22 protein-coding genes are annotated in these 23,302 nt (G+C 73.1%); 9 read left to right on the top strand and 13 right to left on the bottom strand.

Annotation, left to right across the window (positions count from 1 at the left end; genetic code table 11):
- Positions 1 to 69: 69 nt before the first annotated feature.
- Together AB6L24_RS17455 and AB6L24_RS17450 are read right to left on the bottom strand one after the other, a co-directional pair.
- Positions 70 to 456 (bottom strand): hypothetical protein, encoded by a 387-nt coding sequence (locus tag AB6L24_RS17455; RefSeq protein WP_380859410.1) that lies wholly within the window; start codon positions 454 to 456, stop codon positions 70 to 72.
- 252 nt (positions 457 to 708) lie between these two features.
- A complete protein-coding gene (locus AB6L24_RS17450) occupies positions 709 to 1,203 on the bottom strand; it encodes a hypothetical protein (protein ID WP_405656262.1) in 495 nt (164 codons plus the stop codon).
- Positions 1,204 to 1,692: 489 nt separating this feature from the next.
- On the opposite strand from AB6L24_RS17450, the gene AB6L24_RS17445 reads away from it, so the two are divergent.
- Positions 1,693 to 2,595 carry a class I SAM-dependent methyltransferase gene (locus AB6L24_RS17445; RefSeq protein ID WP_405656261.1) on the top strand — a complete coding sequence of 301 codons (903 nt, stop codon included), beginning with the start codon at positions 1,693 to 1,695 and terminating at the stop codon, positions 2,593 to 2,595.
- Positions 2,596 to 2,627: 32 nt separating this feature from the next.
- Here AB6L24_RS17445 and AB6L24_RS17440 read toward each other — a convergent pair whose 3' ends face one another.
- Complete coding sequence (locus AB6L24_RS17440; RefSeq protein ID WP_405656260.1) at positions 2,628 to 3,170, bottom strand: hypothetical protein; 543 nt, start codon at positions 3,168 to 3,170, stop codon at positions 2,628 to 2,630.
- A gap of 125 nt (positions 3,171 to 3,295) precedes the next feature.
- On the opposite strand from AB6L24_RS17440, the gene AB6L24_RS17435 reads away from it, so the two are divergent.
- Together AB6L24_RS17435 and AB6L24_RS17430 are read left to right on the top strand one after the other, a co-directional pair.
- A complete protein-coding gene (locus AB6L24_RS17435; protein ID WP_405656259.1) occupies positions 3,296 to 4,228 on the top strand; it encodes a MerR family transcriptional regulator in 933 nt (310 codons plus the stop codon).
- A complete protein-coding gene (locus AB6L24_RS17430; RefSeq protein WP_405656258.1) occupies positions 4,225 to 5,490 on the top strand; it encodes an MFS transporter in 1,266 nt (421 codons plus the stop codon). The genes AB6L24_RS17435 and AB6L24_RS17430 overlap by 4 nt, the downstream gene beginning before the upstream one ends.
- Here the strand turns inward: AB6L24_RS17430 and AB6L24_RS17425 are convergent.
- From AB6L24_RS17425 to AB6L24_RS17415, 3 genes are all read right to left on the bottom strand, one after another.
- On the bottom strand, positions 5,460 to 5,927 hold the full coding sequence (locus AB6L24_RS17425; protein WP_405656257.1) for a hypothetical protein: 468 nt from the start codon (positions 5,925 to 5,927) through the stop codon (positions 5,460 to 5,462). The genes AB6L24_RS17430 and AB6L24_RS17425 overlap by 31 nt on opposite strands.
- Positions 5,928 to 6,151: 224 nt before the next feature.
- Entirely contained in the window at positions 6,152 to 7,603 is a 1,452-nt protein-coding gene (locus AB6L24_RS17420) for an MFS transporter (RefSeq protein WP_405656256.1), read from the bottom strand.
- Entirely contained in the window at positions 7,600 to 8,547 is a 948-nt protein-coding gene (locus AB6L24_RS17415) for a nucleoside hydrolase (protein WP_405656255.1), read from the bottom strand. Before AB6L24_RS17415 ends, AB6L24_RS17420 begins: the two co-directional genes overlap by 4 nt.
- A gap of 235 nt (positions 8,548 to 8,782) precedes the next feature.
- Between AB6L24_RS17415 and AB6L24_RS17410 the strand changes: the two genes are divergently transcribed.
- Together AB6L24_RS17410 and AB6L24_RS17405 are read left to right on the top strand one after the other, a co-directional pair.
- On the top strand, positions 8,783 to 9,787 hold the full coding sequence (locus AB6L24_RS17410) for a LacI family DNA-binding transcriptional regulator (protein WP_405656253.1): 1,005 nt from the start codon (positions 8,783 to 8,785) through the stop codon (positions 9,785 to 9,787).
- A gap of 86 nt (positions 9,788 to 9,873) precedes the next feature.
- Entirely contained in the window at positions 9,874 to 10,689 is an 816-nt protein-coding gene (locus AB6L24_RS17405) for an SAM-dependent methyltransferase (protein ID WP_405656252.1), read from the top strand.
- 185 nt (positions 10,690 to 10,874) lie between these two features.
- On the opposite strand, the gene AB6L24_RS17400 is transcribed toward AB6L24_RS17405, so the two are convergent.
- The 3 genes from AB6L24_RS17400 to AB6L24_RS17390 all read right to left on the bottom strand — a co-directional run bounded on the left by AB6L24_RS17400 (position 10,875) and on the right by AB6L24_RS17390 (position 16,620).
- Positions 10,875 to 12,200 carry a deoxyguanosinetriphosphate triphosphohydrolase family protein gene (locus AB6L24_RS17400; protein ID WP_405656250.1) on the bottom strand — a complete coding sequence of 442 codons (1,326 nt, stop codon included), beginning with the start codon at positions 12,198 to 12,200 and terminating at the stop codon, positions 10,875 to 10,877.
- 81 nt (positions 12,201 to 12,281) lie between these two features.
- Entirely contained in the window at positions 12,282 to 12,917 is a 636-nt protein-coding gene (locus AB6L24_RS17395) for a GrpB family protein (protein WP_405656249.1), read from the bottom strand.
- A 67-nt stretch (positions 12,918 to 12,984) separates the two neighbouring features.
- Complete coding sequence (locus tag AB6L24_RS17390) at positions 12,985 to 16,620, bottom strand: hypothetical protein (RefSeq protein ID WP_405656247.1); 3,636 nt, start codon at positions 16,618 to 16,620, stop codon at positions 12,985 to 12,987.
- Between the two features lie 229 nt (positions 16,621 to 16,849).
- On the opposite strand from AB6L24_RS17390, the gene AB6L24_RS17385 reads away from it, so the two are divergent.
- The 4 genes from AB6L24_RS17385 to AB6L24_RS17370 all read left to right on the top strand — a co-directional run bounded on the left by AB6L24_RS17385 (position 16,850) and on the right by AB6L24_RS17370 (position 20,153).
- Positions 16,850 to 17,317: a hypothetical protein gene (locus AB6L24_RS17385; protein WP_405656246.1), complete on the top strand. Its 468-nt coding sequence runs from the start codon at positions 16,850 to 16,852 to the stop codon at positions 17,315 to 17,317.
- Positions 17,318 to 17,398: 81 nt separating this feature from the next.
- Positions 17,399 to 18,724 carry a hypothetical protein gene (locus AB6L24_RS17380; RefSeq protein WP_405656245.1) on the top strand — a complete coding sequence of 442 codons (1,326 nt, stop codon included), beginning with the start codon at positions 17,399 to 17,401 and terminating at the stop codon, positions 18,722 to 18,724.
- Positions 18,725 to 18,768: 44 nt separating this feature from the next.
- Positions 18,769 to 19,314, top strand: a complete 546-nt coding sequence (locus AB6L24_RS17375; RefSeq protein WP_405656244.1) for a hypothetical protein — start codon at positions 18,769 to 18,771, stop codon at positions 19,312 to 19,314.
- 20 nt (positions 19,315 to 19,334) lie between these two features.
- Positions 19,335 to 20,153 carry an ATP-binding cassette domain-containing protein gene (locus AB6L24_RS17370; RefSeq protein WP_405656243.1) on the top strand — a complete coding sequence of 273 codons (819 nt, stop codon included), beginning with the start codon at positions 19,335 to 19,337 and terminating at the stop codon, positions 20,151 to 20,153.
- Here the strand turns inward: AB6L24_RS17370 and AB6L24_RS17365 are convergent.
- The 4 genes from AB6L24_RS17365 to AB6L24_RS17350 all read right to left on the bottom strand — a co-directional run bounded on the left by AB6L24_RS17365 (position 20,082) and on the right by AB6L24_RS17350 (position 23,137).
- On the bottom strand, positions 20,082 to 20,735 hold the full coding sequence (locus AB6L24_RS17365; RefSeq protein ID WP_405656242.1) for a DoxX family protein: 654 nt from the start codon (positions 20,733 to 20,735) through the stop codon (positions 20,082 to 20,084). The genes AB6L24_RS17370 and AB6L24_RS17365 overlap by 72 nt on opposite strands.
- A gap of 272 nt (positions 20,736 to 21,007) precedes the next feature.
- Positions 21,008 to 21,538 carry a GNAT family N-acetyltransferase gene (locus tag AB6L24_RS17360; RefSeq protein WP_405656241.1) on the bottom strand — a complete coding sequence of 177 codons (531 nt, stop codon included), beginning with the start codon at positions 21,536 to 21,538 and terminating at the stop codon, positions 21,008 to 21,010.
- A gap of 139 nt (positions 21,539 to 21,677) precedes the next feature.
- Positions 21,678 to 21,905 (bottom strand): ferredoxin, encoded by a 228-nt coding sequence (locus tag AB6L24_RS17355; RefSeq protein WP_405656240.1) that lies wholly within the window; start codon positions 21,903 to 21,905, stop codon positions 21,678 to 21,680.
- Positions 21,905 to 23,137, bottom strand: a complete 1,233-nt coding sequence (locus tag AB6L24_RS17350) for a cytochrome P450 (RefSeq protein ID WP_405656238.1) — start codon at positions 23,135 to 23,137, stop codon at positions 21,905 to 21,907. Before AB6L24_RS17350 ends, AB6L24_RS17355 begins: the two co-directional genes overlap by 1 nt.
- Positions 23,138 to 23,302: the final 165 nt, after the last annotated feature.

Here is a 23,302-nt window from a genome sequence, read left to right as displayed (position 1 = left end):
CCCGGTCGGCACGGTCTCGCCGTGCCGGCCGGGCCCGGTGGCACCTGTCAGCGGGTGCCGGTCACCCCGTCAGTTGGTGATGGTCACGCAGGGCAGGCCCACGCTCGCCCCACCGCGGAAGCCCTCCGCACACAGCCGGGTGCCCGCGGGGAAGTGGCGCTGGGGGTAGGCCTGGTCGCGGTACGTCCTGAACTTGGCGACGTCCTCCACCTTGGTGTTGGCCGACCAGCCGTTGGTGGTCCACACGCGCGCGGAGATGCGGTTCGGCTGGTTGGTGTTGGTGACCGACACCTCGACCCGGCCGAGGTAGGTGCCCGAGTCGTACGTCTCGATGCAGACGGAGTGGTTGCACCACTTGCCGTCGGCCACGGCCGAGGGTCCCGCGACGATGACGCAGCCGAGTGCGGCGACCACGGCTCCGACTCCGGCGGCGACCTTCTTGGTGAGCTTGTACATGCTGAGCACTCCTTCGAGCGTGTCCCTCATGGCCCCGCGGCGAGGCACTGGGAGCTGACGGTTCGGGTCCCTCTGAACGGGCCCGCCCCGGTCCGATGTCGCCGGACAGGGGCGGCCCAGGCAGACCAACGCGGAGCAAGATCATGAGTTACGCCGAAACACGACGGAGCCCGGTCGACCGAGGTCGACCGGGCTCCGCTTCACATCGTCAGGAGGTCAGGCGCCGGGCCCCCGCCCTCCCCGGGGCTGAGGTCAGCGACCCCAGGTGCCCTGGTTCACCGCGCAGTTCCAGCCGTTGCCGCGGACGCTGAACTTCACCTTGTACGAACGGGTGCTCAGCAGGCGCGTGCGCACCTGGACGCCGAGGCTGGCCTTCTTCTTCAGGGTCTTGGTGTGGACGGAAACGGTCCTCGACGTCTTGCGCGTGACCTTGCCGCCCTTCGCCTTGGCGCTGCCGAAGCGAATGTTCTTCACGTTGGTCACCGTGAAGGTGACCTTCTTGAAGCTCTTGGTGCTCTTGTTCTTCAGGCCGAAGTACAGGCCGTTGCCGGTGACCCAGCCGTTCGAGTTCGTGTAGAACCTCGACGTGTAGACGATGTCGATCGGGCAGGCGGCGCTCCGCGGCGCGACCTTGGACGCGGTGGGAGCGGCCTTCGGCCCCTCGGCCGCGGACGCGGCACCGGCCAGACCGAGCTGAGCGGCGGTGATGGCCCCGGCGGTGGCCAGGACGGCGGCGGACGTGCGCATGCGGTTCACTACGGTGTTACCTCTTCCCCCTGTGGCCCCTTGTGGGACCGACTGACAACACAATGCAATGCGTTCGCGCCGGACGATTCACGTCCCTGCGGCGCGCCCCGTATTCCTAGCACGAGGACGACACAGGAGAACAAGTCAGCCAACGCGTCTCCGCGGCACCGTGACAGAAGCCGGACAATCGTAAGGCATTCCGAGGTGTACTCCGGAACGGGTTCCGAAAGGGCCCTTTCCGGGGTGATTCCGGTGAACTTCCGGGGGCGCCTTCCGCGGGCCTTTCCTTCGCGGAGCCCTTCGTTCCGCGTCCGGACGCGTTCACAGAATTCGATTGCAGTGGCTAATTCTCACCCCTCGCGGGGGCGTCGGGCGTGGCTTGACTGCGTCGTCACGGGGGCCACTGGGGCGGGTGCAATGGACGGGTGCACGGGAACGGACCTGTCCGCGCGGGCCCCGGCGGCCCGCACCTGCTCGGAGGAGACCGTCTTGGCAACGAACCCGACCGCGAACGCGCCCGGCGCGCACGGCACTCCCAACCCCACCCCCGACGACGTCGGGGCGATGTACGACCAGTTCGGCGACCTGCTCGCCATGACGCTCGGGTCGACGGCCGTGCACATCGGCATGTTCGTGCCGCACGGCGAGCCCGCGCCCGTCACGTCGCTCGTCGACCTCGCCGACCTCGCGCAGGACCGGCAGACCGAATTCCTCGTCGACACGCTCCACGGCGCCGTCGGCGGCACGCGGGCCCCGCACTTCCTTGACATCGGCTGCGGCACCGGCGGCCCCGCGCTGCGCCTCGCCGAGCGCACCGGCGGCCGGGTCTCCGGCATCACCGTCAGCAAGACCCAGCTGGCCCGGTGCGAGGACCGGCGCCGTGGGCACCCGGCGGGCGAGCGCGTCGACTTCGCGTACGGCAACGCCATGGAGCTCGGCCACCCCGACGCGTCGTTCGACGCCGCCTGGTCGATCGACTGCGTGCCCCATCTGTCCGACCGGCCCGCCGCCCTGCGCGAGGCGCTGCGGGTGCTGAGGCCCGGCGGGCACCTGCTGTTCACCGAGTTCGCGCTGCGCGGCACCCCCACCGAGGAGGAGTCGTCGGCGTACACGCGGCTGTGGACCTGTCCGCCGCTGCGGCCCTTCTCCGCGCTCGTCGGCGAGATCGAGGAGACCGGCTTCCGGATCGCGCGGGTGCAGGACATGACGGCCAACGCCGTGCTCTGTTCCGAGCTGATGTCGACCCTGTACCAGGACCGGCGTACGGAGATCGAGGAGCGCTTCGGCAAGGAGGCCCTGACCCACACCGACCCGCTGATGGGTCCCTACCGTTCCTTCTGCCGGGACCACTTGGACTACCACCTGTTGCTGCTGCGCAAGCCGGAGGCGTAGCCCGGCGGCGCACCGTCCCCGCGGTCCAGGTCCTACGGCTGCCCGCAGGCGCCCGCGACCTCGTCGAACGTGTCGAGGAGGCCGAGGAACGCCTCCCTCCCCCAGGCGCCCACCGCCAGCGCGGCGGCCAGGACCGCGGTGCCGTGCGCGCACGCCGTGCCGTCCTCGCCCCAGCCCCGCAGCCCGGTGTCGTCCCCCGCGGCCCAGGCCCGCACCGCCTGGGTCACGGCGAGTTCGTGGTGGGGCGGCCCGGCGGCGGCGATCACGTCGGCCGTGCGGACGACGTCAGACGCGGTGAGGGTGCGCGGGGCCGACAGGACGATGCCGACGACCAGGCGCAGGATGTCCCCGGTGACGGAGGGCAGTTGGCGGGCCGCGGCGGGGTCCGCCCCGTCGAGGGCGGCGGCGACCCCGGCGGCGTCCTCGCGCGCGTAGGCCCGGACGAGCGCGAGCCCGCGCCGCGCGGCCTCCCGACCGCCCGGGGAACCGGGCAGGGCCGCCCCCTCCCCCGTCTCCTCCCGGTCCGGAACCGACAGCGCCCCGTACGGGTCCAGCTCTGAGCGGTACGACGCCATGCCCAATCCCCTTTCACAGGACGTGCTCCGATCCTGCAACTTCAAGTGCACTCGAGGTCAAGTCGGCCGATCAGGGGATCGGAGCCGCTTGAGTCTCCTCCGAGGGGAGACTGCAGGGTGGGCCCATGAGCGACGAAGCGCTGTATTCGATCGGTGAGCTGGCCCGGCGCACCGGGCTGACCGTCAAGACGATCCGGTTCTACTCTGACCGGGGCGTCGTCGAACCGACGGACCGCAGTCCGGGTGGCTACCGCCGCTACGGCACCGAGGCGGTCGCCCGGCTCGACCTCGTGCGGACCCTGCGCGATCTGGGCCTCGACCTCGACACGATCCGCAAGGTGGTCGACCGTGAGCTGTCGCTCGCCGAGGTCACGGCGGCGCACGCCGAGGCGCTGGACGTGCAGATCCGCGGGCTGCGGCTGCGGCGCGCCGTGCTCGCGGCGGTGGCGCGGCGCGGCTCCACCCCCGAGGAGCTCGATCTCGTGCACCGGCTCGCGAAGCTCTCCGAGGCCGAACGGCGACGTCTCGTCGACGACTTCCTCGCCGCGGTCTTCGACGGCCTGCACCGGCACCCGGAGTTCATCGGCGTCAAGCGGTCGATGACGCCCGAGCTGCCCGCCGACCCGGAGGTCGAACAGATCGAGGCGTGGGTGGAGTTGGCCGAGCTGTTCCAGGACCCCGGATTCCGCGCCGGCATGCACGGCATGGCCCACGACATGGCGGCCGACCGGGCCCCGGACGACACCACCGGCCTCCCCCGCGTCCTCGCCGAGGCCCTCCGCGCCCGGGTCACCCCCGCCGTGGCCGCGGGCATCGCCCCGGACGCCCCCGAGGCCGGTCCCGTCGTCGCCGACCTCACCGCGCACTACGCGCTCATGATCGGCGACCGCATCGACCCCGCCGACCTGCGCCGACGGCTCCTGTCCCGCCTGGAGACCATGAACGACCCGCAGCGGGACCGGTACTTGGAGCTGCTCGCCGTCGTCAACGGCTGGCCGCCGCCGGACAGCCTGGCACCGGTCCTCGACTGGTCCGTCGCGGCACTCCGCGCACGGTGACCGCTGCGCCCGACGAGCTGACAGAGCCCACAGAGCCCACAGAGCAGCGGACCGCACCCGCCGCGCACCGGCCCCCGTCCGGCTACCGCGCGCTCCGCGACGTCCCCGGCTTCTGGCGGATCGCGGCGACCGGCATGCTGTCGAAGCTGCCCACCGGCATGGCCTCGCTGGGTCTGCTGCTCCTGATCAGTCATCACCATTCTTACGGCGTCGCGGGGTTGGCGATGAGCTGTGCGGCGATCGGGCAAGGGCTCACGGCTCCGGGGCGGGGGCGGCTCGTGGACCGCTGCTCCCACCGGCCGGTGCTGCTGTGCTGTCTCGCCGGGCAGGTGGGGGCCGTCGCGCTTCTGGTCGTCTGCGCACGGGACCAGGGCCCGCTCCTGCGGCTGCTCGCGCTCGCGACGCTCCTCGGGGCCTGTGCGCCACCGGTCGCCGTCATGATGCGTACCGTCTGGCAGGGGGTCGCAGCCCGCGCCCTCGGCCCGGCGATGGCGCTCGACTCGGCGATGACGGGGGCGGCTCTGATCTTCGGGCCCGCGCTGGCGGGCCGGCTCGGTGTGTCGGTCTCGCCGGGCGCCCCGCTCCTCGTGGTGGGCGTCCTCTCGGCCGGTGCGGTCTGGTCGTTGCTCGGACTGCCGGTCGCCCGGGGGCCGGTCGGGCGCGGGCTCGGGGCGGGGCCGCTGCGGAGCGCGCCGCTGCGCCGCCTCCTCGCCGTGAACGGCCTGTTCGTGTGCGCCGTCACCGGCATGGACGTGGTGCTGCCGAGCTACGCGCGGAAGCGCGGCGCCGCCGCGTACGCGGAGTGGTGTCTCGGCGCGCTGTCCGTCGGGAGCGTCGCGGGCGGTCTGGCCTTGGGGCTGTGCCTGCCCTGCCGGGAGGGCCGGGGGCGCCGGATCGGCGTGCTGCTGTGCGTCTTCGCCGCGGGGGCGGGCGCGCTGGCCTGCGCGGCGCGGGTCTCGCCGCCGGTCGTGCTGCTCGTCTGCCCGGTGGCCGGGCTCGCCATCGGTTCGGTCTTCGCGGCGCTGCGGACGACCGGTGGGGAGCTCGCGCCGGAGGGACGCGTCACGGAGACCATGTCGTGGCTGAGCACCCTCGACCTCGCGGGTGGCGCCGTCGGGGCGGCGGCCTTCGCACAGCTCGCGGTGGTGGCGGGGAGCGGGACGGCGCTGGTGGCGGTGGCGGGGGTCGCCGTGCTCGCCGCCGCGGTGCGCCGGCTTGCCGTACGCGCTCCTCAGCCGATCCACGCCTCCGGGTCCCGATGACGCCCGAGCCCCACCGCCGCGAACTCGTCCTCGTCCGCGCCCGCCACCACGCCGAGCCGCCGCAGTGCCTGCGAGATCGGGCTCCCGGCGGCGGCAAGCCGCCCCTCCCCCACCCTGAGCGGCCCCAGCGCGAGCGTGCCGCCGTCCCACACGGCGGCCCGCTGCTCGCCCACGCCACCGAAGTACTCGGCTTCCACGTACGCCACCGGACCCGCGGCCGACCAGGTGGCGAGGAGGGCGTCGAAGCCGCCCGGCAGCCGCCGGAACCCCGGCGGGCGCGCGGGCCCGCCGTCCGTGACGGCGTCGAAGAGCGCGTCGGTCATCGGCATCAGCGACAGGCCCTGGCCGAGCGGAGCGAGGCGGGCTGCGGCGACGTCGCGCGCGGCGTTCCGCAGCAACTCGCCCTCGGCGATCACCGCGTGCAGCTCATAGCCCATACCGGCGCCCCCTCCGTGGCCGGCCGATGCGACGCCCCATACTGCCCCACGGGGCGAGCGGTCCACAGGGCCACCGCACTCGCGCCGAAGCCGAGGCCGACGCCGAACGCACGGGGGCGCCCCACCCGCCGAGCAGGTGGGGCGCCCCCATCACAGAGATCACGTCACCCGGGCCACGTCACCACCGCCGCGCATGCGCAGGGCCTCGACCCTCACTCGTGCCCTCACTCGTGCGCCTCCGCCTCCACCGGCTTCGGGATGAGGAAGGACGTCACGAACGCCGCAGCGATGAGGGCGACTCCGGCGATCATGGCGGCCGAGTAGCCCGCGGTCGACGTCTTGTCGGCGGGTGCGGCGGCGGTCTGGACGGCGTACAGGAGGGCGAAGCTCAGGCCCGCGCCGAGGTTGAACGCGCCGGCGTTCAGGCCCGGCAGGAAGCCCGGGTTCTCCTTCGGGGAGAGGACGATGCCGAGGCCGTTGAGGACGATGTTGCCGACCCCGGCGTAGGTGACGCCGATGAGGACCGACGAGACGAGCAGGAGCGCGCGCGAGTCGGCCTGGAGGGTCACGAGCATCAGGGCGACCGTCGCGGCCGAGCCGACGAGGCCGAGGCGCAGGATCCTGCCGTAGCCGTGGGTGGCGGCGAGGCGCCCGGCGAGCGGGCCCATGGCGAGGCCCGCGAGGGCGTACGGGGTGAGGGTCCACCAGGCGGACGCCTCGGCGCTCATCCCGAACCCGGCGTCCGCGTTCTGGGCGAAGGCCGGGATCATGCCGTTCATGACGGCGAAGACACCGGTCATCGTCAGGACCGTGGTCAGGAGCAGCGCCCACGTGGAGCGCTGACGCAGGTGCCGGGTCGCGACGAGCGGGTGCCTGCTGCGGTCCTCGGCGCGCCAGAACGCGGCGAAGGCGAGGGCGGCGACGACGGCGAGCCCGGCCACGAGCGGCCAGTTGGCCTTGCCGAGCTTCCCGGCCTCGTTGAGGGCGACGAGGGCCGCGCCGACCGAGACGACCAGGAGCGCCACGCCGGGCCAGTCCATGCGGTTGTCGGCGCCGGAGGCGCGGGCCGTGGACTCCGGGGTGAGCGTGGCGACGAGGACCATGGCGAGTCCGGCGACGACGGCCATGACCCAGAAGACGGACTGGAAGCCGTAGTGGTCGGCGAGGGAGCCGCCCGCGATGGAGTCGACGCCCGCGATGCCGCCGTTGACGGCCGTGATGACGCCGAGGAGCGTGCCGTACCGCTTCGGCTCGTGGACCTCGTTGCGCAGCATGATCAGGCAGAGCGGCACGGTCGGCCCGGACACGCCCTGGATGACGCGGCCGACGAACAGCATGGGCACGCTCTGCGCGAGGGCGGCCACGACGCAGCCGACGGCCATGAGCGCCATCATCGCGGCGAGGACGCGGCGGCGGCCGATGAGGTCGCCGAGGCGCGGCAGGAAGAGCGAGAACAGCGCGGCGGACGTGAAGAACGCCGTCTGGGTCAGACCGACCTCGGCGGAGGTCGCGTCGAGGGAGTCCTCGACGCTCTTCAGGGCGGGGCTGAGCATGCTCGCGTTCAGCTGGAAGGCGAAGCAGGCCGCGAGGAGCGCGGTGACGAGGACCCACACGCGGACGGGCCGGCCGCCGGGAGAGGCGGCGGACGGTGCGGGTTCGGCGAGGGAGGCGTTCACGCGGGCACGTCACCGATCCGCTCGAGGGCATCCACGACCAGGCCCCAGAACCGCTCGTGGTCCAGGTCGACGGCGACCTGGGTGCGGCAGTCGGCGGGGGCGGGCGCGCGGAAGTCCGCGACGGTCATGCCGAGGGTGAGGGTGCCGGTCAGCTCGATGTCCACGGGGGCCTTGCGTACGGTCATGACGCTCGGGTCGATGACGTACGCGACCGCGCACGGGTCGTGCACCGGCGGGTGCTCGAAGCCCTGCGCCTCGCGGTAGGCGGCGCCGAAGAAGTCCAGGAGTTCGCCGACGAAGACGGCGGGGCGGGTGCCGACCTCGGCGATGCGGCGGGTGACCTCCGGCGTCGCGAGGGCCTGGTGCGTCAGGTCGAGGCCGACCATCGTGACGGGCCAGCCCGCGTTGAACACGATGTGCGCGGCCTCGGGGTCGATCTTGATGTTGAACTCGGCGACGGGGCTCCAGTTGCCCGTGTGGTAGCCGCCGCCCATGAGGACGACCTCGCGGACGCGCTCGGCGATGCGCGGCTCCTTGCGGACGGCGAGGGCGATGTTCGTCAGGCCCGCGGTGGGCACGATGGTGATCTCGCCGGGCTCGTGCGCCATGACCGTGTCGATGATGAGGTCGACGGCGTGGCGGGGGTCGAGGTCCAGGGTGGGCTCGGGCAGGACGGGGCCGTCGATGCCGCTCTCGCCGTGGATCTCGGGTGCCGTCTCGACGGTGCGCACCAGGGGGCGGGGGCAGCCTGCGGCGAACGGGACGCCGGTGATGTCGGCGATGCGGGCGACGGAGAGGGCGTTGCGGGTGACCTTCTCCAGGGTCTGGTTGCCGACGACCGTGGTGACCGCGACCAGTTCGACGTCCGGGTTGCCGTGCGCGAGGAGCATGGCGATCGCGTCGTCATGTCCGGGGTCGCAGTCGAGGATGATCTTTCGGGCCATCGGCGGAACCTCTTTGTTCGGCTGAGCTGCCACGGCGGGGCGGCACTCGGGAAAACGTTCTCCAACAGACTGTGTGGAGATGGATGAATTATGTCAATGATCCGCGGCACGTCCCGACCCACGCGCCGCCACGGGACCCGGTCCCACCCTTCCGACCAGGCATGAAGAACCCCTGGTGACCGACCCCCGCCGTTGATAACGTTTGCCGAAACGCATTGAAGGGGTGGGCCGAGGCGTGGCTGACGTAACACTGCGGGACGTGGCCCGGGCCTCCGGCTGCTCCGTCGCCACCGTCTCCCGGGTGCTCGCCGGGACGCGCCCCGTCGGCCCGGAGACGGCCCGCCGCGTCCGCGAGGCCGCCGAGGCCCTCGGCTACCGGCCCAACCAGGCCGCCCGCGCCCTGCGCAGCCGCTCCACCGGCACCGTCGGCCTGGTCCTGCCGCAGATCACCAACCCCTTCTACCCCGCCCTGGTGCGCGAGCTGACCCACGCCCTGCACGCCGAGGGCCGCGCCGTGCTGTTCGCCGACTGCGACGACGACCCGAAGGCCGAGGCCGAGTACATCGACGACCTCCTGAGCCGTCGCGTCGACGCCCTCCTCGTCATCCCGGCCGACGAGCACCGCAGCCGGGACGCGGTCGCCGCGGCGGCCGCCCGGGTGCCGCTGGTCCTGATGGACCGCGGCTGCGGCCCGGGCATCGCCGACTCGGTGGCCGTCGACAACGCCGCGGGCATGGCCCTCGTCCTCGGCCACCTGGCCGCGACGGGCCGCCGCCGCGTCTGCTACCTGGGCGCCGACGGGACGGCTTCGGCCGCGGCCGAGCGGCGCGCCGCGTACGCGGCCGGGGCCGCCGTCCTCGATCCGGGCGCGCCCGGGCGCCTGGCGCTCGGCGGCTTCTCCGTGGAGTGGGGCCGGGCGGCCGTCGACCTGGTGTGGGACGCCCGGCCGGACGCGCTGGTGTGCGCCAACGACCTGATCGCGGTGGGCGCGCTGCAGCGCCTCCAGCAGCTCGGCGCGGACGTGCCCGGCGAGGTGGCCGTGACCGGCTTCGACGACATCCCGATGGCCGCGCTCGCCGCCCCCGGCATCACGACCGTCCGCCAGCCGGTCGCCGAACTGGCCGCGGAGGCCACGCAGTTGCTGAACCGCCGCCTCGCCGGGCGCAGCGAGGGCCCGCAGCGGGCGATACGGCTCGCGCCGGAGCTGGTCGTACGGGAGTCGAGCGCGCCGCGCCCCTGAACCGGCACCGGTGTCCCCGTCAAGGTCATCGGGACGTACCTTGTGCGGTGAGACAGTTCACGCCCCGGTAGAAGACGGACGGTGCCATGACCGACCCCTCGACGACGCCCGGACAGGCCGCGCGCCCGCACATCGACACGTCGGTGCCGCACTCGGCCCGGATCTGGAACTACTGGCTGGGCGGGAAGGACAACTACCCCGTCGACGAGGCGGCCGGTGACGCCTACAGCGCCGTCTACCCCGGCATCGTCACCATCGCCCGCAGCAGCCGCGCCTTCCTGGCCCGCAACATCACGTACCTGGTCGACGAGGCGGGCATCCGCCAGTTCCTCGACATCGGGACCGGCCTGCCGACCGTGGACAACACCCACGAGGTGGCGCAGCGGCTCGCCCCCGAGACCAGGATCGTCTACGCCGACCACGACCCGATGGTCCTCGCGCACGCCCGCGCCCTGCTCACCTCCACCCCCGAGGGCGCGACCGCCTACGTCGACGCCGACATCGCCGAACCCGACCGCATCCTGGCGGCCGCGGCCGAGACGCTCGACCTCAGCCGCCCCACCGCCCTGATCCTCAGCAACATCCTGGGCCACGTCGCCGACTACGACCAGGCACGCGCCATCGTCGCCCGCCTCCTCGACGGACTGCCCTCGGGCAGCTACCTCTCGATCAACGACGGTTCGCGAGGCGTCGACGCCGACTACGAACAGGCCCAGGACGCCTACAACGAGACCGGCGCCGTCCCCTACTACTTGCGCCCCGTCGACCGGATCGAGGCCTTCTTCGAGGGCCTGGAGCTCCTGGACCCCGGCGTCGTCTCGGTCCCCTTCTGGCGCCCGGACCCCAAGTCGCCCGCCCCGGTGGCCATCGGTGAGCACGGGGGCCTCGCGCTCAAGCCGTGACGCCCAGGATCGGGTGAGCGCACCGCGGTCGGTGCGTGCGCGCGGGACGGCGCGGTCCGGTGCGCGCCGCTGCGCCGCCGTCGCGCGGAGCTGTGGGCGGCCGCGGGCCGACCGGACGACCCGCTCGTCGGACTGTGCCTGGTCGCCGCGCAGCGATGGGTGCACGGCGCCGTTCGCGCCGCCGCTCACAGCCACCCGGCGTCGCTCACCGATCCCAGGCTGGTGCCCGACAGACGGCGGTGCAGGGTCGTGGCCTGGCCCTCGGTCAGGGACGCGACGTGGTCGGCCGCGGCGCGCAGCGGGTCGCCGTGCAGCTCCAGTTCCTCGGCCCGGTCGGTGGGCAGGAGCCCGGGGGACTCATGGGTCCAGCGCAGCAGTTCGGAGACGACGCGGCGCTTTCCGTGCTGCTGGGTGGCGAGGGCCGGGCGGTCGATGACGTAGCACCAGACCAGTTCCTTGAGCAGGTCGCAGGCGGCCCGGCGCTCGGCGGGGACGACGAGCCGCGCCCCGTGCCGGATCGCCGCCGGGCCGCCGACGTCGAGGCCGATGTCCCGCGTGAAGTGGTCGATCAGCTTGGCGGTCCTGGCGTTGACGGCGACGTCGTCCGCGTGCCGCCCCGCGTAGGGCCCCGGCACCGAGAGGGCCTTGGCGATGTCGGCGAGCAGGCGCACCGCCTCGTCCCGGTCGAAGGCGGCACCGGCGCGCAGCCGCTTGGCCTCCACGTAGTCCAGGAAGCGCCGCGTCTCACGCTCGGTGTCTCCGCCCCCGGCCCCGGGCGGCGGGAAGAGCGCGGCGAGCGGGATCAGCCCGGTGCGGTAGAAGTCCTCCACGTCGTGACAGGCGTACGTGACGTCGTCGGCCCAGTCCATCACCTGCTCCTCGACCGGCACCGCGTCGTCGCCCCGGCCCGCCCGCACCCAGGCGAACGCCTCCCGGTCGACCGCGTAGACGCCCCACTTGGTGTGCCGGGCGGGGTCGACGTCGCGCGAGGCGCGCTCCCAGGGGTACTTGGTCGCCGCGTCCAGGCAGGCGCGGGTCAGGTGCAGGCCGCGGTGGCCGGGGTACTTGTGCGCGGCCAGGAAGGTGAGGATGTGCAGGGTCTGCGCGTTGCCCTCGAAGCTGTCGAGCTTCCCGTCGGCGGCGCGCAGCTCGTCCATCGTCGCCCGCAGCGCGGTCTCGCCGGCGTGGCCGAAGGGCGGGTGACCGATGTCGTGCGCCATGCAGGCCGCCTCGACGAGGGCCGGGTTGGGGCCGCCGTAGCGTCGCTCGAGGCGCTCCGCCATCCGCCGCCCGAGCTGGGCGACCTTCATGGAGTGGGTCAGCCTGGTGTGGTACGCGCCGAGTTCGCCGCTGGCGACGACCTGGCTCTTGCCCGCGAGCGCGCGCCACTGCGTGGAGTACAGGATCCGGTCGACGTCGTGCTCGAACCCCGATCGCTGTCCGTCGTCCGCGACCCTTCGGCGCAGGGAGTGCTGTTCCAGGTCTTCGTCGCTGTACCGGGCCGGTCGCATGACGGGATGGTAGTGCCCCGCCACCGTTCCCCGACGGGGGGGACTTGCCTCAGCGCCCGCCACCCCGCTCCCGGGCATCCGTCACCTCGGCCCCTCCTCCGCCCTCGCGAGGATCCCCTCGACCACGTCCGACTTGGCGTCGGCGTAATTCTGCAGGTACTCCCACGTCCGCTCCGCCAGCGCCCTCTTGGTGCGGGCGTACAGGTCGCGGTCGTCGTCGTGGGCGCGGAGCCGGTCCCGGAACCGGAGCATGCGGGCGGCCTCCTCGCAGCCGTACGGGAACACGTGCAGGTTCGCCGAGGCGGCACCGGGCGCGAGGTCGTACCGGCGCAGCACGCGGTGCTCGTACCAGTCGGGCTCCCGGATGGCGAGGGTGTGGCCGAGCTGTTCGAGCGCGGGCACGTACGTCTGCTCCGCCCCCGGGTCCGGGACGGTCAGGAGCATGTCGATGACCGGCTTGGCGGGCAGGCCGGGCACCGACGTCGAGCCCACGTGCTCGATCGTGTGCCGGACGTCCGCGAGGGCGGCGCCGATGCGTGCGGCCTCGGCGGCGAAGACCTGGGGCCAGCGGGGGTCGTACTCCGCCAGCGTGACCTGGTCGTCGAGCCTGGGCACCGCGCCCACGTGGGCCGCGGCGATCTCCTCGGCGGTCATCGGCGCTGTGCCGTCGGGCACCGGAGCGTGCTGCTCCTGGTCGTGGGTTCCCGGCTCGGGCATGGCCTGCCGCTCCTCACGTTGGTCTGGGTGGTGTACTCCATGATCCCGCAGTGCGGTCCGGGGCCGCCTATGCCGGGCACAGGCCTTTCACCGGTTGGTCCGGGAGGAGTTGTGCCCAGTGGTGGGCTGTGCTGAGGCGGCAGACGCGCGTGGCGACGTAGTCGGCATCGATGCTCCAGGCGCGGGTCGTACCGGGGGTGCCGACGGCCAGGGCGCGGCCGTCGGGAGAGAACCGCACGGTGGGTATGCCCACAACGGCCGATCCGGTGAGGGTGGCGCGCACACGAGCGGCGCGGGTGTCCCACAGCCGTACGCTGCGATCGGTGCTGGTGGTGGCGAGCGTGGAGCCGTCGGGGCTGAACTCCGCCCCGATGATGACGCTCGTGTGGCCGGTGAGCGTGGCGGTGGCGCGTCCGGCGGCGATGTCCCACAGCTTGACGGTGCCGTCGTTGCCGCCGACGGCCAAAGTGCGGCCGTCGGGGCTGAAGACCAGGGCCATGCTGGCGTCCGTGGGGGCAGGCAGGGGGCGGGCTGCCGGTCCGGAGCGGATGGTCCACAGCCGCGTGGTCCCGTCACCGCTGGTGAAGGCCACGGCGCGGCCGTCGGGCCGCAGGGCCAGCGCGGTCACCGGACGGCCCGTGCGCAGCGTGGCGACGGTGCGGCGGGCGGCGACGTTCCACACCCGGATGGTGCCGTCCGTGCCTCCGGCGGCGAGGGTTCTGCCGTCCGGAGCGATCGCCAGTTGCCGCAGGTTCCAGGTGGCCTTGGGAAGCGTGGTGATGCGTCTGCCGGTAGCCCGATTCCACACGCGCACGACGCGCTCCCGATCTCCCGTGGCAAGCACCCGGCCGTCGCCACTGACCACTGCTTCGGTGACGGGCGCCGGGGAGCGGATGGCGGCCGGGCGGGTGCGCGGGGCGACGGTGGACCAGCGGAAGGCCGATGTGGCGGGGTCGACGGTGAGGTAGGCGTGGGGGTCCGCGAAGGACGGCCTCGCGGTGAGAGTGCCGGAGCGCTCGGGCAAGGTGGCGGTCGGCCGACGCGAGTCCGCGTCCCACAGGCGGACGGTGGGGTCTTGGCCCGCGGTGACCAAGGTACGCCCGTCAGGGGAGAACGCGACCGAGTTGAGGGGCTTCTTCGTGGTCAGGGTGGCCACGGCCGGACCCGGACGGGGACGCCACAACCGGACGGTGCGGTCGGCGCTCGCGCTGGCCAGCGTGCGGCCGTCCGGCGAGAACGCCACACCTTGCACAGCGCCGGTGTGGCCGGTCAGCGTCGCCAGCAGGCGGCGGGAGCGCACGTCCCACAGCTTCACGCTGTCATCGGTGCCCGCTGTGGCCAGGGTGCGGCCGTCGGGAGAGAAGGCCACCGCGTTGACAGCGCCGGTGCGCCCGGCCAGCACCGCGAGGGTTCTGTGGGAGGACACGTCCCACAGGCGCGTCGTGCGTCCGGAGTCCGCACTGGTCAGCATGGCGCCGTCCGGAGAGAACTCCACGCGGAACACCGGATCGGCGTGGCCGGTCAGGACGACGCGCTCCTGGTGCGTGCGTACGTCCCACAAGCGCACCGTGCGATCACTGCTCGCGCTGGCCAGGGTGCGGCCGTCCGGGGAGAACGCGACTCCCTCGACCGTGTTCGTGTGGCCGGTCAGCGTGGCGAGGAGGCGGCGGGACCGTACATCCCACAGCTTCACGCTGCGGTCGTTGCTCGCCGTGGCCAGGGTGCGGCCGTCGGGCGAGAATGTCACCGCGGTGACGGCATCGGTGTGGCCGGTCAGGGTGGCCAGGAGGCGGCGGGAGCGCGGGTTCCACAGTTTGACGCTGTGGTCCCAGCTCGCTGTGGCCAGGGTGCGGCCACCGCGGGCGAAGGCCGTGCTCAGAACGGACGCGGCGTGCCCGGTGAGCTGGTTGGCGTTGAAGCGGGCGTGCACGCTCAGCAAGCTGCTGCGGGCTTCCGTGGTGGGGGCCTGCCGGTATCCCCGAAGAGCGAGAACCATGGCCGCCTCCGGGCGTCCGTCGCTCAACTGACCGGCACGTGCGGCCAGTTCACGGGAGGTGGCCAGGCGCCGCTGGGTGTCGGCGGCGGTCGTCCGCTGGACGGCGATGCCGGTCGCGGTCAACGCGAGCACCACAAGGACACAGAGGGCCGCCATGACCTGACGGGTGCGCCGGGTGCGCCGTCGGGCGGCGCGGGTGGACTGGTGGAGGAAGTCACGCTCCGGCGGGGTCAGTTCCTCTTGCTGTCCGGCGGTACGGAAGGCGTCCTCCGCCTCGCCGAGTTCGGTGCCGCGCAGCAGTGCCCCGCTGTCCCGGCCGCGGTCGTGCCAGTTGCGGGACGCCGCGGTCAGCCGCCGGTGCCTGCGCAGCCGCTCGCGGTTGTCGTCGATCCAGCTCCGCAACCGGGGCCACGCGGTGATCAGTGCCTCGTGGGCGAGGTCGACGGTGTCGCCGTCCAACGTGACGAGGCGGGCCCGGGCCAATCGCTGCAGCACCGTGTCCGGGGCGGGGTCCGGAGCCGGGCCCGCGCAGGGGGCGGTGGCGAGTTCCGCGCGGTCGACGGGGCGGCGGGTGTCGGGGGCGCCCTCTCCTGGGGTGATCAGGCGCAGCAGTATGTGGCGGGCCGCCTCCGCCTGGGGCGGGGTGAGTCGGGTGTGGAGGTCTTCGGCGGTCTGGGCGATGGCGCCGTGGATGCCCCCGGCGGCTTCGTAACCCGCCAGGGTCAGTGTGCGGCCCTGACGGCGGCGCCAGGTCTCCAGGAGTGTGTGCGAGAGGAGCGGAAGTCCGCCTGGCTCCTGGCCGGTCTCCTCGATGAGCCGGGCGGTCAGGGCCCGTTCCACGATGAGGCCCTCGGCGGCCGCGGGCTTGACGATGACGTCGCGCAGCTCGTCCGGCGACATGGGGCCGACGGGCAGGCTCGCCTCTCCGAGGACCCCGGCGAGCCCCTGGTGTTCGAGGCAGCGGGCGTAGAAGTCCGCCCGCACGCCCACGACGGCGCGCAGCCCGCTCCCGGCTTCCCGGGCCGAAAGCACCAGGTCGATGAACTCCCGCCGCTGCCCCACGTCGTGGCAGAGGGTGAACACCTCCTCGAACTGGTCCACCACCAGCCAGGTGTCCCCCGCTCCCGCGGCCGGGGTGAACAGTCGGCGGTGATCGCGCACCGGCTGCGGGCCGGGCGTGAGGATGCGGATGGCCGCCGGTCGCAGCTCCGGGTCGGTGGTGTTCCGTAATCGCGGGACGAGGCCGGCGCGCAGGAGGGAGGACTTTCCGCTGCCCGAGGCGCCGAGCACCACGAGACACCGTCGGGCCCCGGCCAGGGCGGTGAGCCGGTCCACGAGACGCGTGCGGCCGAAGAACCGTGAGTGGTCGCCGGGTTCGAAACGCGTCAGACCGCGATAGGGCGGATCAGCCGCCTCCGCGTCGGCCTCCCGGACCTGTGCGGCCTCTTCGTCCCGCACGGCCTGCCATCGCAGCTCCCACTCCGCGGGTTCCCCTCCGCAGGCCCGTACATAGGCCAGGGTCAGCGCCAGGGACGGCAGCACCTCCCCCGCCGCCGCGCGGGACAGCGCGGCGATGGAGTATCCGGCGTCCTCGGCCATCGCGCGGTAGGGCGGACCTCCCGCCTCTCGGCGCAGTTTGCGCAACGCGAAGGCGAATGCCTGCACCGGCCCCGCGCCGGGATCGATCGGTTTCTCACGGCGCCCCACCGCAGCCTCAGCCTCCCCTCGACGGACTCCTCCCCAGCCCATCACAGCCACCACGGCGCCGAGAAGGCGCCGTCAGGCCGGTCTCCCCCGCAGCCGGGCCGGCGCTGTTTTGTCCACCGGCACGGACAGGGGCTGCGAGAAAACGGCCGACCGCCTGAAATCGCCAGGACAGCCCGGCCACGAGCCGAGCACGCAGCTGCCACATCCGGACGGAAGGGATCGTTCACCCGTGAACTCACATATGACCAAGGCGCGCACAGCCGCCGTGAGCGGCATTGCCGCCGCAGCGCTGCTGGGCGGCATGCCGACGGCGACCGCTGCTCCTGACCCCGGCGCCGATGCTCCCCAGCTCCGCAACTGGCAGGGCCATCTGAGCGGCGCCCTCACCGGATTCCAGTCCCGCCGGTGGCAGGACAAGGGGTACTCACAGGTGTGGTTCAAGAAGTGCCGGGTCCTTGGCGCCCGGGACATCTCCACGCATGTGCAACTCCGGTGGGACCGCAGCTTCCGGCCGGACAAGAGCTGGGGCACCAAGAAGTTCTCCCGGTGCTTCCACGGCAACCGCAAGAGCAACGGCCAGTGGCACGGCCTGTCCAACGGAAAGCACTTCTTCCAGATCAAGAAGATCAACGGCCGTGACTACGGCAACAGGCTCAGCGTGCGAAAGGTGTACGTCGACACCTCGAAGCACGACTGACCCGGAAGCCGGCCACGTCGAGGGGTGCCTGCGGACCACGGAGGCACCCCTCGCTTCTCGTCTCTGCTGCTCTGGAGTCCCATGAGATTCGCCGCCCTGGTACGCACCTCCAGCGCCCTGTGGGCTGCCCCGCCGGCGCTCGGGCTGGTGTTGTTCTATTTCCACGTCAGCTTCTCGCGCGACTACGAGTTCACCCGGGGGGACATCCCGTACGCCCTGGAGACCGTCTCCTTCGTACTGGACCCCCTGTACGCTCTCGCGTACGCCACCGCGTCCAGCCTGGCGGCGTGGGAGAGCGGCCGCATGAAGCGCGCCGGAGTGTGGGCGGGCGCACCCGCCAGGAACCACCACGCCATCGCCGCCCAGGCGCTGCTCCCCGTCCTGGTGCTGGCCTGGGCCATGCTCCTGTTCCCGGTGGGCCTGGGCCTGCTCAGCGAGGGAACGGTGTTGACGCCGGACTGCGTCCCGCTGCTGGCCATGGCTCTGTTCGTGGCCGCCGCTCACGGTGTCATCGGCTTCGCCGTCGGCCTGGTCGTGCCCCGCCTCGTTGCGGCGCCGCTGCTCGCCGCGGGCGTGTTCTACGGCGTGGCCTCGTCGGCCTCCTCCGGCGAGCGCATGTGGCCCCGCCATGTGTCCGGGGCGTTCTCCACGGTCCTGTCGTTCGGGGAGCGGACCACGTGGACCGCTCTCGCTCCCCAGTTCCTGTTCACCGGGAGCATCGCGCTGGGCTTGGCGTTGCTCGGGGTGACCGCCCGGAACCGCGGTGTCCGCACCGCCGTGCCCGTGCTCTCCTGCGTGGTCGCCCTCACCGGCACGCTGGCCGCGTACGACATCGCCGAGGGCTGGGGCCACACCGCGCCGCTTTCGGTCGGCCACGCGCGGATGACCTGCGCGGGATCGGCTCCCCGGGTCTGTGTCCCCGTCGCCGGGGGCGCGGAGCCCGCCGAGGTGCGTGCGGAGGCAGAAGCAGTGGTGCGTGAACTCGCCGCAGCGGGCGTGCGGGTGACGTTGCCCCGCACCATCTCCGACAACGTCATCAACGGCGCCCGCCCCCGCCCCTCCACCGGCGAAATCTGGTGGCTCCCCCTCACAGCCGGCCAGCGCGACGCAACCACGCGCTACCAGGTCCTGACCCGGGCCGTCCGCTTCCCGTGCGCGAACACCTCCGACGAAGTCGCCAGCCGCAGCGCCATGTTGTGGGCCGCCGGGAACACCGGTGAGGCCAAGCGGTATCTGACGGCGCAGCGCGAGGAGTTGGCCCAGTACGACAACGGCGACGAGGTGTTCGCGCTCATCAAGGAGCGAGTCGCGACCGTGCGCCGCGCCTCCACCGCCGCGCAGGCGTCCTGGTACCGGAGCGAGCTCAAACGCGCCTGCGGTGACGCGGGCCGCGCGGGTGACACGTGATGTGGTGGTGGGTCAAGGCGCGCCGCGCGCACACCCTGCTGCCCGTGGGGCTGACACTGCTCACCGCACTCGTCCTGCTGCTGCACGACACCGTGGCGCGGTTGCCGTCGTTCCGCACCGGTGCCGACAACCCGGTGCCGGCCATGCTGCTGGTGCCAGTGCCCCTGTGTGCCGTGCTGCTGATGTCGCTGGAGTCACGGCTGTCGGCCGCCGAGGACTCGTCCGTGCGCCGCGTCCGTGCCCGAGACGCGGGACTCACGCTGGCCGCCGTCGCCGCCGCGACGGCGGCCGGGCTCGGCGCCGACGCGGTGCTGGGCCCCGGTGCCGCCACGCCCCTGGGCCGCAACACCGCCTTCCTCACCGGACTGACGCTCTGCGTGCGGCCCCGTGCCGGGCCGCCCGCCGTGATGACACCGGTCGTCTGGTTCGCCGCCGTCGTCTTCTTCGGCTTCGACCGCACCGGCGACCCCGCCCTCTGGACCGTGCTCCCCCGCGCCGCCGACGACCCCGTCGCGGCCACGGCGGCCGCCCTCACGCTGTCCGCCGGTCTCGCCGTCCAACTCGGCACCCGCCCCCGTACCGACTCCTGACCACTGGGGAAGAGATCGCCATGACCCTCGAAATCCGTTCGTGCACCTACGCCTACCGGCCATGGGCCCCGCCCGTCCTGCGCGACCTCGAGTACACGCTGCCGCGGGGCCTGACTGTCCTGCTCGGCCCCAACGGGGCGGGCAAGTCGACCCTGCTGCACCTCGCGGCATCCGTGGCCCGCCCCCGCAAGGGCACCATCACCCTCGACGGCATCCCCTCGCACCGGCGCGCCTACCGTGCCGCCGTCGCGTGGCTGCCGCAACGCGTCATCCCCATGACCGGGCTGACAGCGCGCGAACAGGTCGCCTACACCGGCTGGCTCAAAGGCATGGGCAAGCGCGCCGCGTGGGACGCCGCCGCCCGTGCGCTCGCGCGCGTCGAGCTCACGGAGGAGACCGAGACGAAGGCCAGGCGCCTGTCCGGCGGCCAACTGCGCCGCGTCGGCGTCGCCTCCGCCCTCGTCCACGAAGCCCGTGTCCTGCTCCTGGACGAGCCCACCGCCGGCATGGACCCGCACCAGCGCCGCGTCTTCCACGACACGCTCGGCGCACTCACCGACGACGTACGCGTGCTCCTCTCCACCCACGACGTCGCCGACCTCGCCGCGGCGGCGGACCACGTGACCGTCCTGCGCTCCGGCCGCATCACGTTCAGCGGCACCCCTGCGGGCTTCCTGGCCCACGCCCCGGCGGACTCCGCCCCGGGCCGTGTCGCGGAGGCCGCCTACACAGCCCTCAGTGAGGGAAGGTGGGCACGAGGCCGAGACTCAGTCCCGCAGCACCACCAGGACGAACGCGGCGGACACCGCGCCGAGGGCGACGGCCGCGACCCCGCGTGAGAACCGGTGGTCCCGCAGCACGGGCAGCAGTTCGTCGGCGGCGAGGCGGCCGGGCCCCGCCAGGGCCACCGACACCGCGCCGGCAAGCAGCACGATGTCGTACTCGACGCCCTCGGGGCTGAAGAAGCCGCCGCCCCACTTCACGGCCATGGCGTTGAGCATGATGCCGAGGATCCCGGCGCCCGCGAGCGGTGTGAGCAGGCCGATGGCGAGGCCGAGACCGCACAGGGTCTCGGTCAGGGCCGCGACCCAGGCCATCGTCTTGGCGGCCTTGTAGCCGTCGGAGGCGAAGAAGGCGGCGGTGGCGTCGAGGCCGTTGCCGTCGAACCAGCCGAAGAGCTTCTGCGAGCCGTGCGCGGCCATCGTGAGGCCGACCGCGAGGCGCAGCAGCAACAGGCCGACGTCAGCGCCGGGTTGGGGGCCGGAGGCGACCGCGAGGGCGTGTCGGCGCGGGGTGCCGGTCGGTACGGAGGTGTGAGGGGACGGGGAGGGGGGCGGCGGGGCAGAGGAGTCGGTGGAGTGAGGGGGGTCGGCGGAGTGGGTGGGGTGAGCGGAGTGAGGGGGACGTGACGGTGAGGACATGCGTGATCTCTCCTTGTGCCGAGGGGGGAAGGACGGGAACAGGGAGGAGAGGTCCCTCTGCGTGCTGAACGGCGTGCGGCGTGGCTCCCGCAAGCGGGACGTCCTGTCGGAGCCGAGGCGCCCGCCCCGGCCCGAGGGCGTACGCTCGCCCGCTCATGCCGACCGATGATAGGTCCAGACCAAGTCGGTATGAAGCCCTCCGACCGTCACAGACCCCGCCCTGGCTCACTGCGGCCGGTTTTCGCCCCTCGCCGCTCCCCTACCTCCCCCGGCTACCGGAGAGGCGCGGCGGGCAGCGGCACGGGGCGCCGCATGCACACGCGGGGCCAGCGGTCCAGGCCGTGCTCGGCCTCCTTCGCCCGGACGGCCCGCAGCCCCGGGCCCAGTTCGGCCTCGTCGAGGAGCACGAAGCCGCAGCGCGCGTAGTACGGGGCGTTCCACGGCACGTCCCTGAAGGTCGTGAGCGTCAGCGCGGGGACCGCCTCGGCCGCGGCGCGGTCGGCGAGGTGGTCCAGGAGGGCGCGGCCGATGCCGTGGCGGGCGTGGTCGGGGTGCACGGACACCTGCTCGACGTGCAGGTCGCCGTCGACACGGTCGGCGATGAGGTAGGCCACCGGTACGTCGTTCTCGTCGGCGGCCACCCAGGCGAGCCCGGCGCGCTCGTAGCCCGCGAGTTCGTCGAGGGCGGGCGGTTCGTCGTCGGCGATCTCCGGCATGCCGACGTCGTGGAAGCAGCGGCCGGCCGCCCGCTCGATGTCCTGGAGGCGGGTCGACTCACCGTGACGGAGGGATCGGATGCGCATCGCGCCATTGTCCCGGGTCGGTGGGGCGACAGGGCCTCGGGCCCCCTGGGGCGCGGCCGTGCGGTCGACGGCGAGGCGGAACCGCCTTGCCGATCCCGGTCGGGCTTCGGGCTCGGCGAGGCGGATTCCACCCGGTGGCTCAGGCCTCGCCGCGCCGGGGCTCGGGCGCGAACGTCTCCGTGTGCAGGGTGATCGCCCGGACCGGGCAGGCCCGCGCCGCCTCCCGCAGCATCGGGTCGGCCACCTCTTCCTCGCACCCGGGAAGCAGCTCGCTGAAGCCGTCGTCGTCCTGCGTGAAGACCTTCGGTGCCGTCAGGACGCACTGGCCCGCGCCGATGCAGACGTCCGTGTCGATGGTGACGCGCATCAGCCGCGCCCCCAGGTGACGGGCAGGTCGACCAGGCCCTGGATGGTGTCGCCGGGCTTCATCTCGATCTCGTCGACGGGGACGGCGAGCCGCAGGTCGGGTAGGCGGGTGAGCAGGGATCGCAGGGCGATCTCCAGTTCGGCGCGGGCCAGGTTCTGGCCGAGGCACTGGTGGATGCCGAAGCCGAACGCGAGGTGGTGCCGGGCGCTGCGGCGCACGTCGAGGTCGTCGGGGTCGGGGTAGACGGCGGTGTCGCGGTTGATGGTGGAGGCGGCGAGGACCACGCCCTCGTCGGCGCGGATGGTCTGCCCGGCCACCTCGATGTCCTCGGTGGCGACGCGCACGAGTCCGTCCGCGATGGACAGGAAGCGCAGCAGTTCCTCGACGGCGTCGCGGATCAGGTCCGGGTCGGCGTGCAGGGCCGCGAGCTGATCGGGGTGTTCGAGCAGCGTGAAGGTGCCGAGCGAGATCATGTTGGCGGTGGTCTCGTGCCCGGCGACGAGCAGGATGAGGGCGATGCGCACGAGTTCGTCGCGGTCCAGGCTGCCGCTGCTCAGCCGTTCGCGCACCAGCTCGTCGAGTACGCCCTCGGGGGTGGCGTCGGCCGCGGCCGCCCCCGTGCCGCCGTCGGCCGTCTTGGCCTTGCGGTCCACCAGGTCGCCGAGGTAGTCGAGGAGTTCGACACGGCCCGCCTCCGACTCCTCGGCCGTGGCGCCGCGCAGGATGCGGCGTGCGGCGTCCTCGAAGAAGTCGTGGTCGGCGTACGGGACGCCGAGGAGTTCGCAGATGACGATGGACGGCACGGGCAGGGCGAAGGCGGCGACCAGCTCGACGGGCGGCCCCTGGGCGACGACGGCGTCGAGGAGCCCGTCGACGATGTGCTGGATGCGGGGGCGCATCGCCGCCACCTGTTTCACCCCGAACGTGGGGATGAGCATGCGGCGTTGTTTGTTGTGCAGCGGGTCGTCGACGCCGAGCAGGGCGAGCGGCTCCCGGCGGGAGAGCTCGAAGCGGGCCGCGATCATCGGGAAGGCGGGATGCTGCCGGTCGGCGGAGAGGCGGCGGTCGGTGAGCAGGGCCTGGGCCTCGGCGTGCCCGGTGACGAGCCAGGCCTCGCTGTTGTCGTAGAGGGTGACGCGGTTGACCGGGCCCTGGGTGCTGAGCGGCCGGTAGCCGGCGGGCGGGTGATAGGGGCAGGTTCGGTCCTGGGGGAAGGGGGCGGCTTGCGCCATGGGGGCCTCCGATGCGCTCGGACGGGTGGTGCGGTGTCCCGACCCCCACTTCATGCCCCATGCACACATCTGGAACATGCCCGGTTCGGCCAACTTCGCGCCGGACGCCCCTGAGTTCAGCATCACGGCCGGTTTGTGATGCTCCCGCGCCGCCGTCACGCCCCA

The organism is Streptomyces sp. RK9, from assembly GCF_045070545.1.
GTDB lineage: Bacteria > Actinomycetota > Actinomycetes > Streptomycetales > Streptomycetaceae > Streptomyces > Streptomyces alboflavus.
The sequence above is the reverse complement of the archived record's forward strand: the minus strand, read 5'-3'. Positions and strand labels throughout refer to the sequence as shown.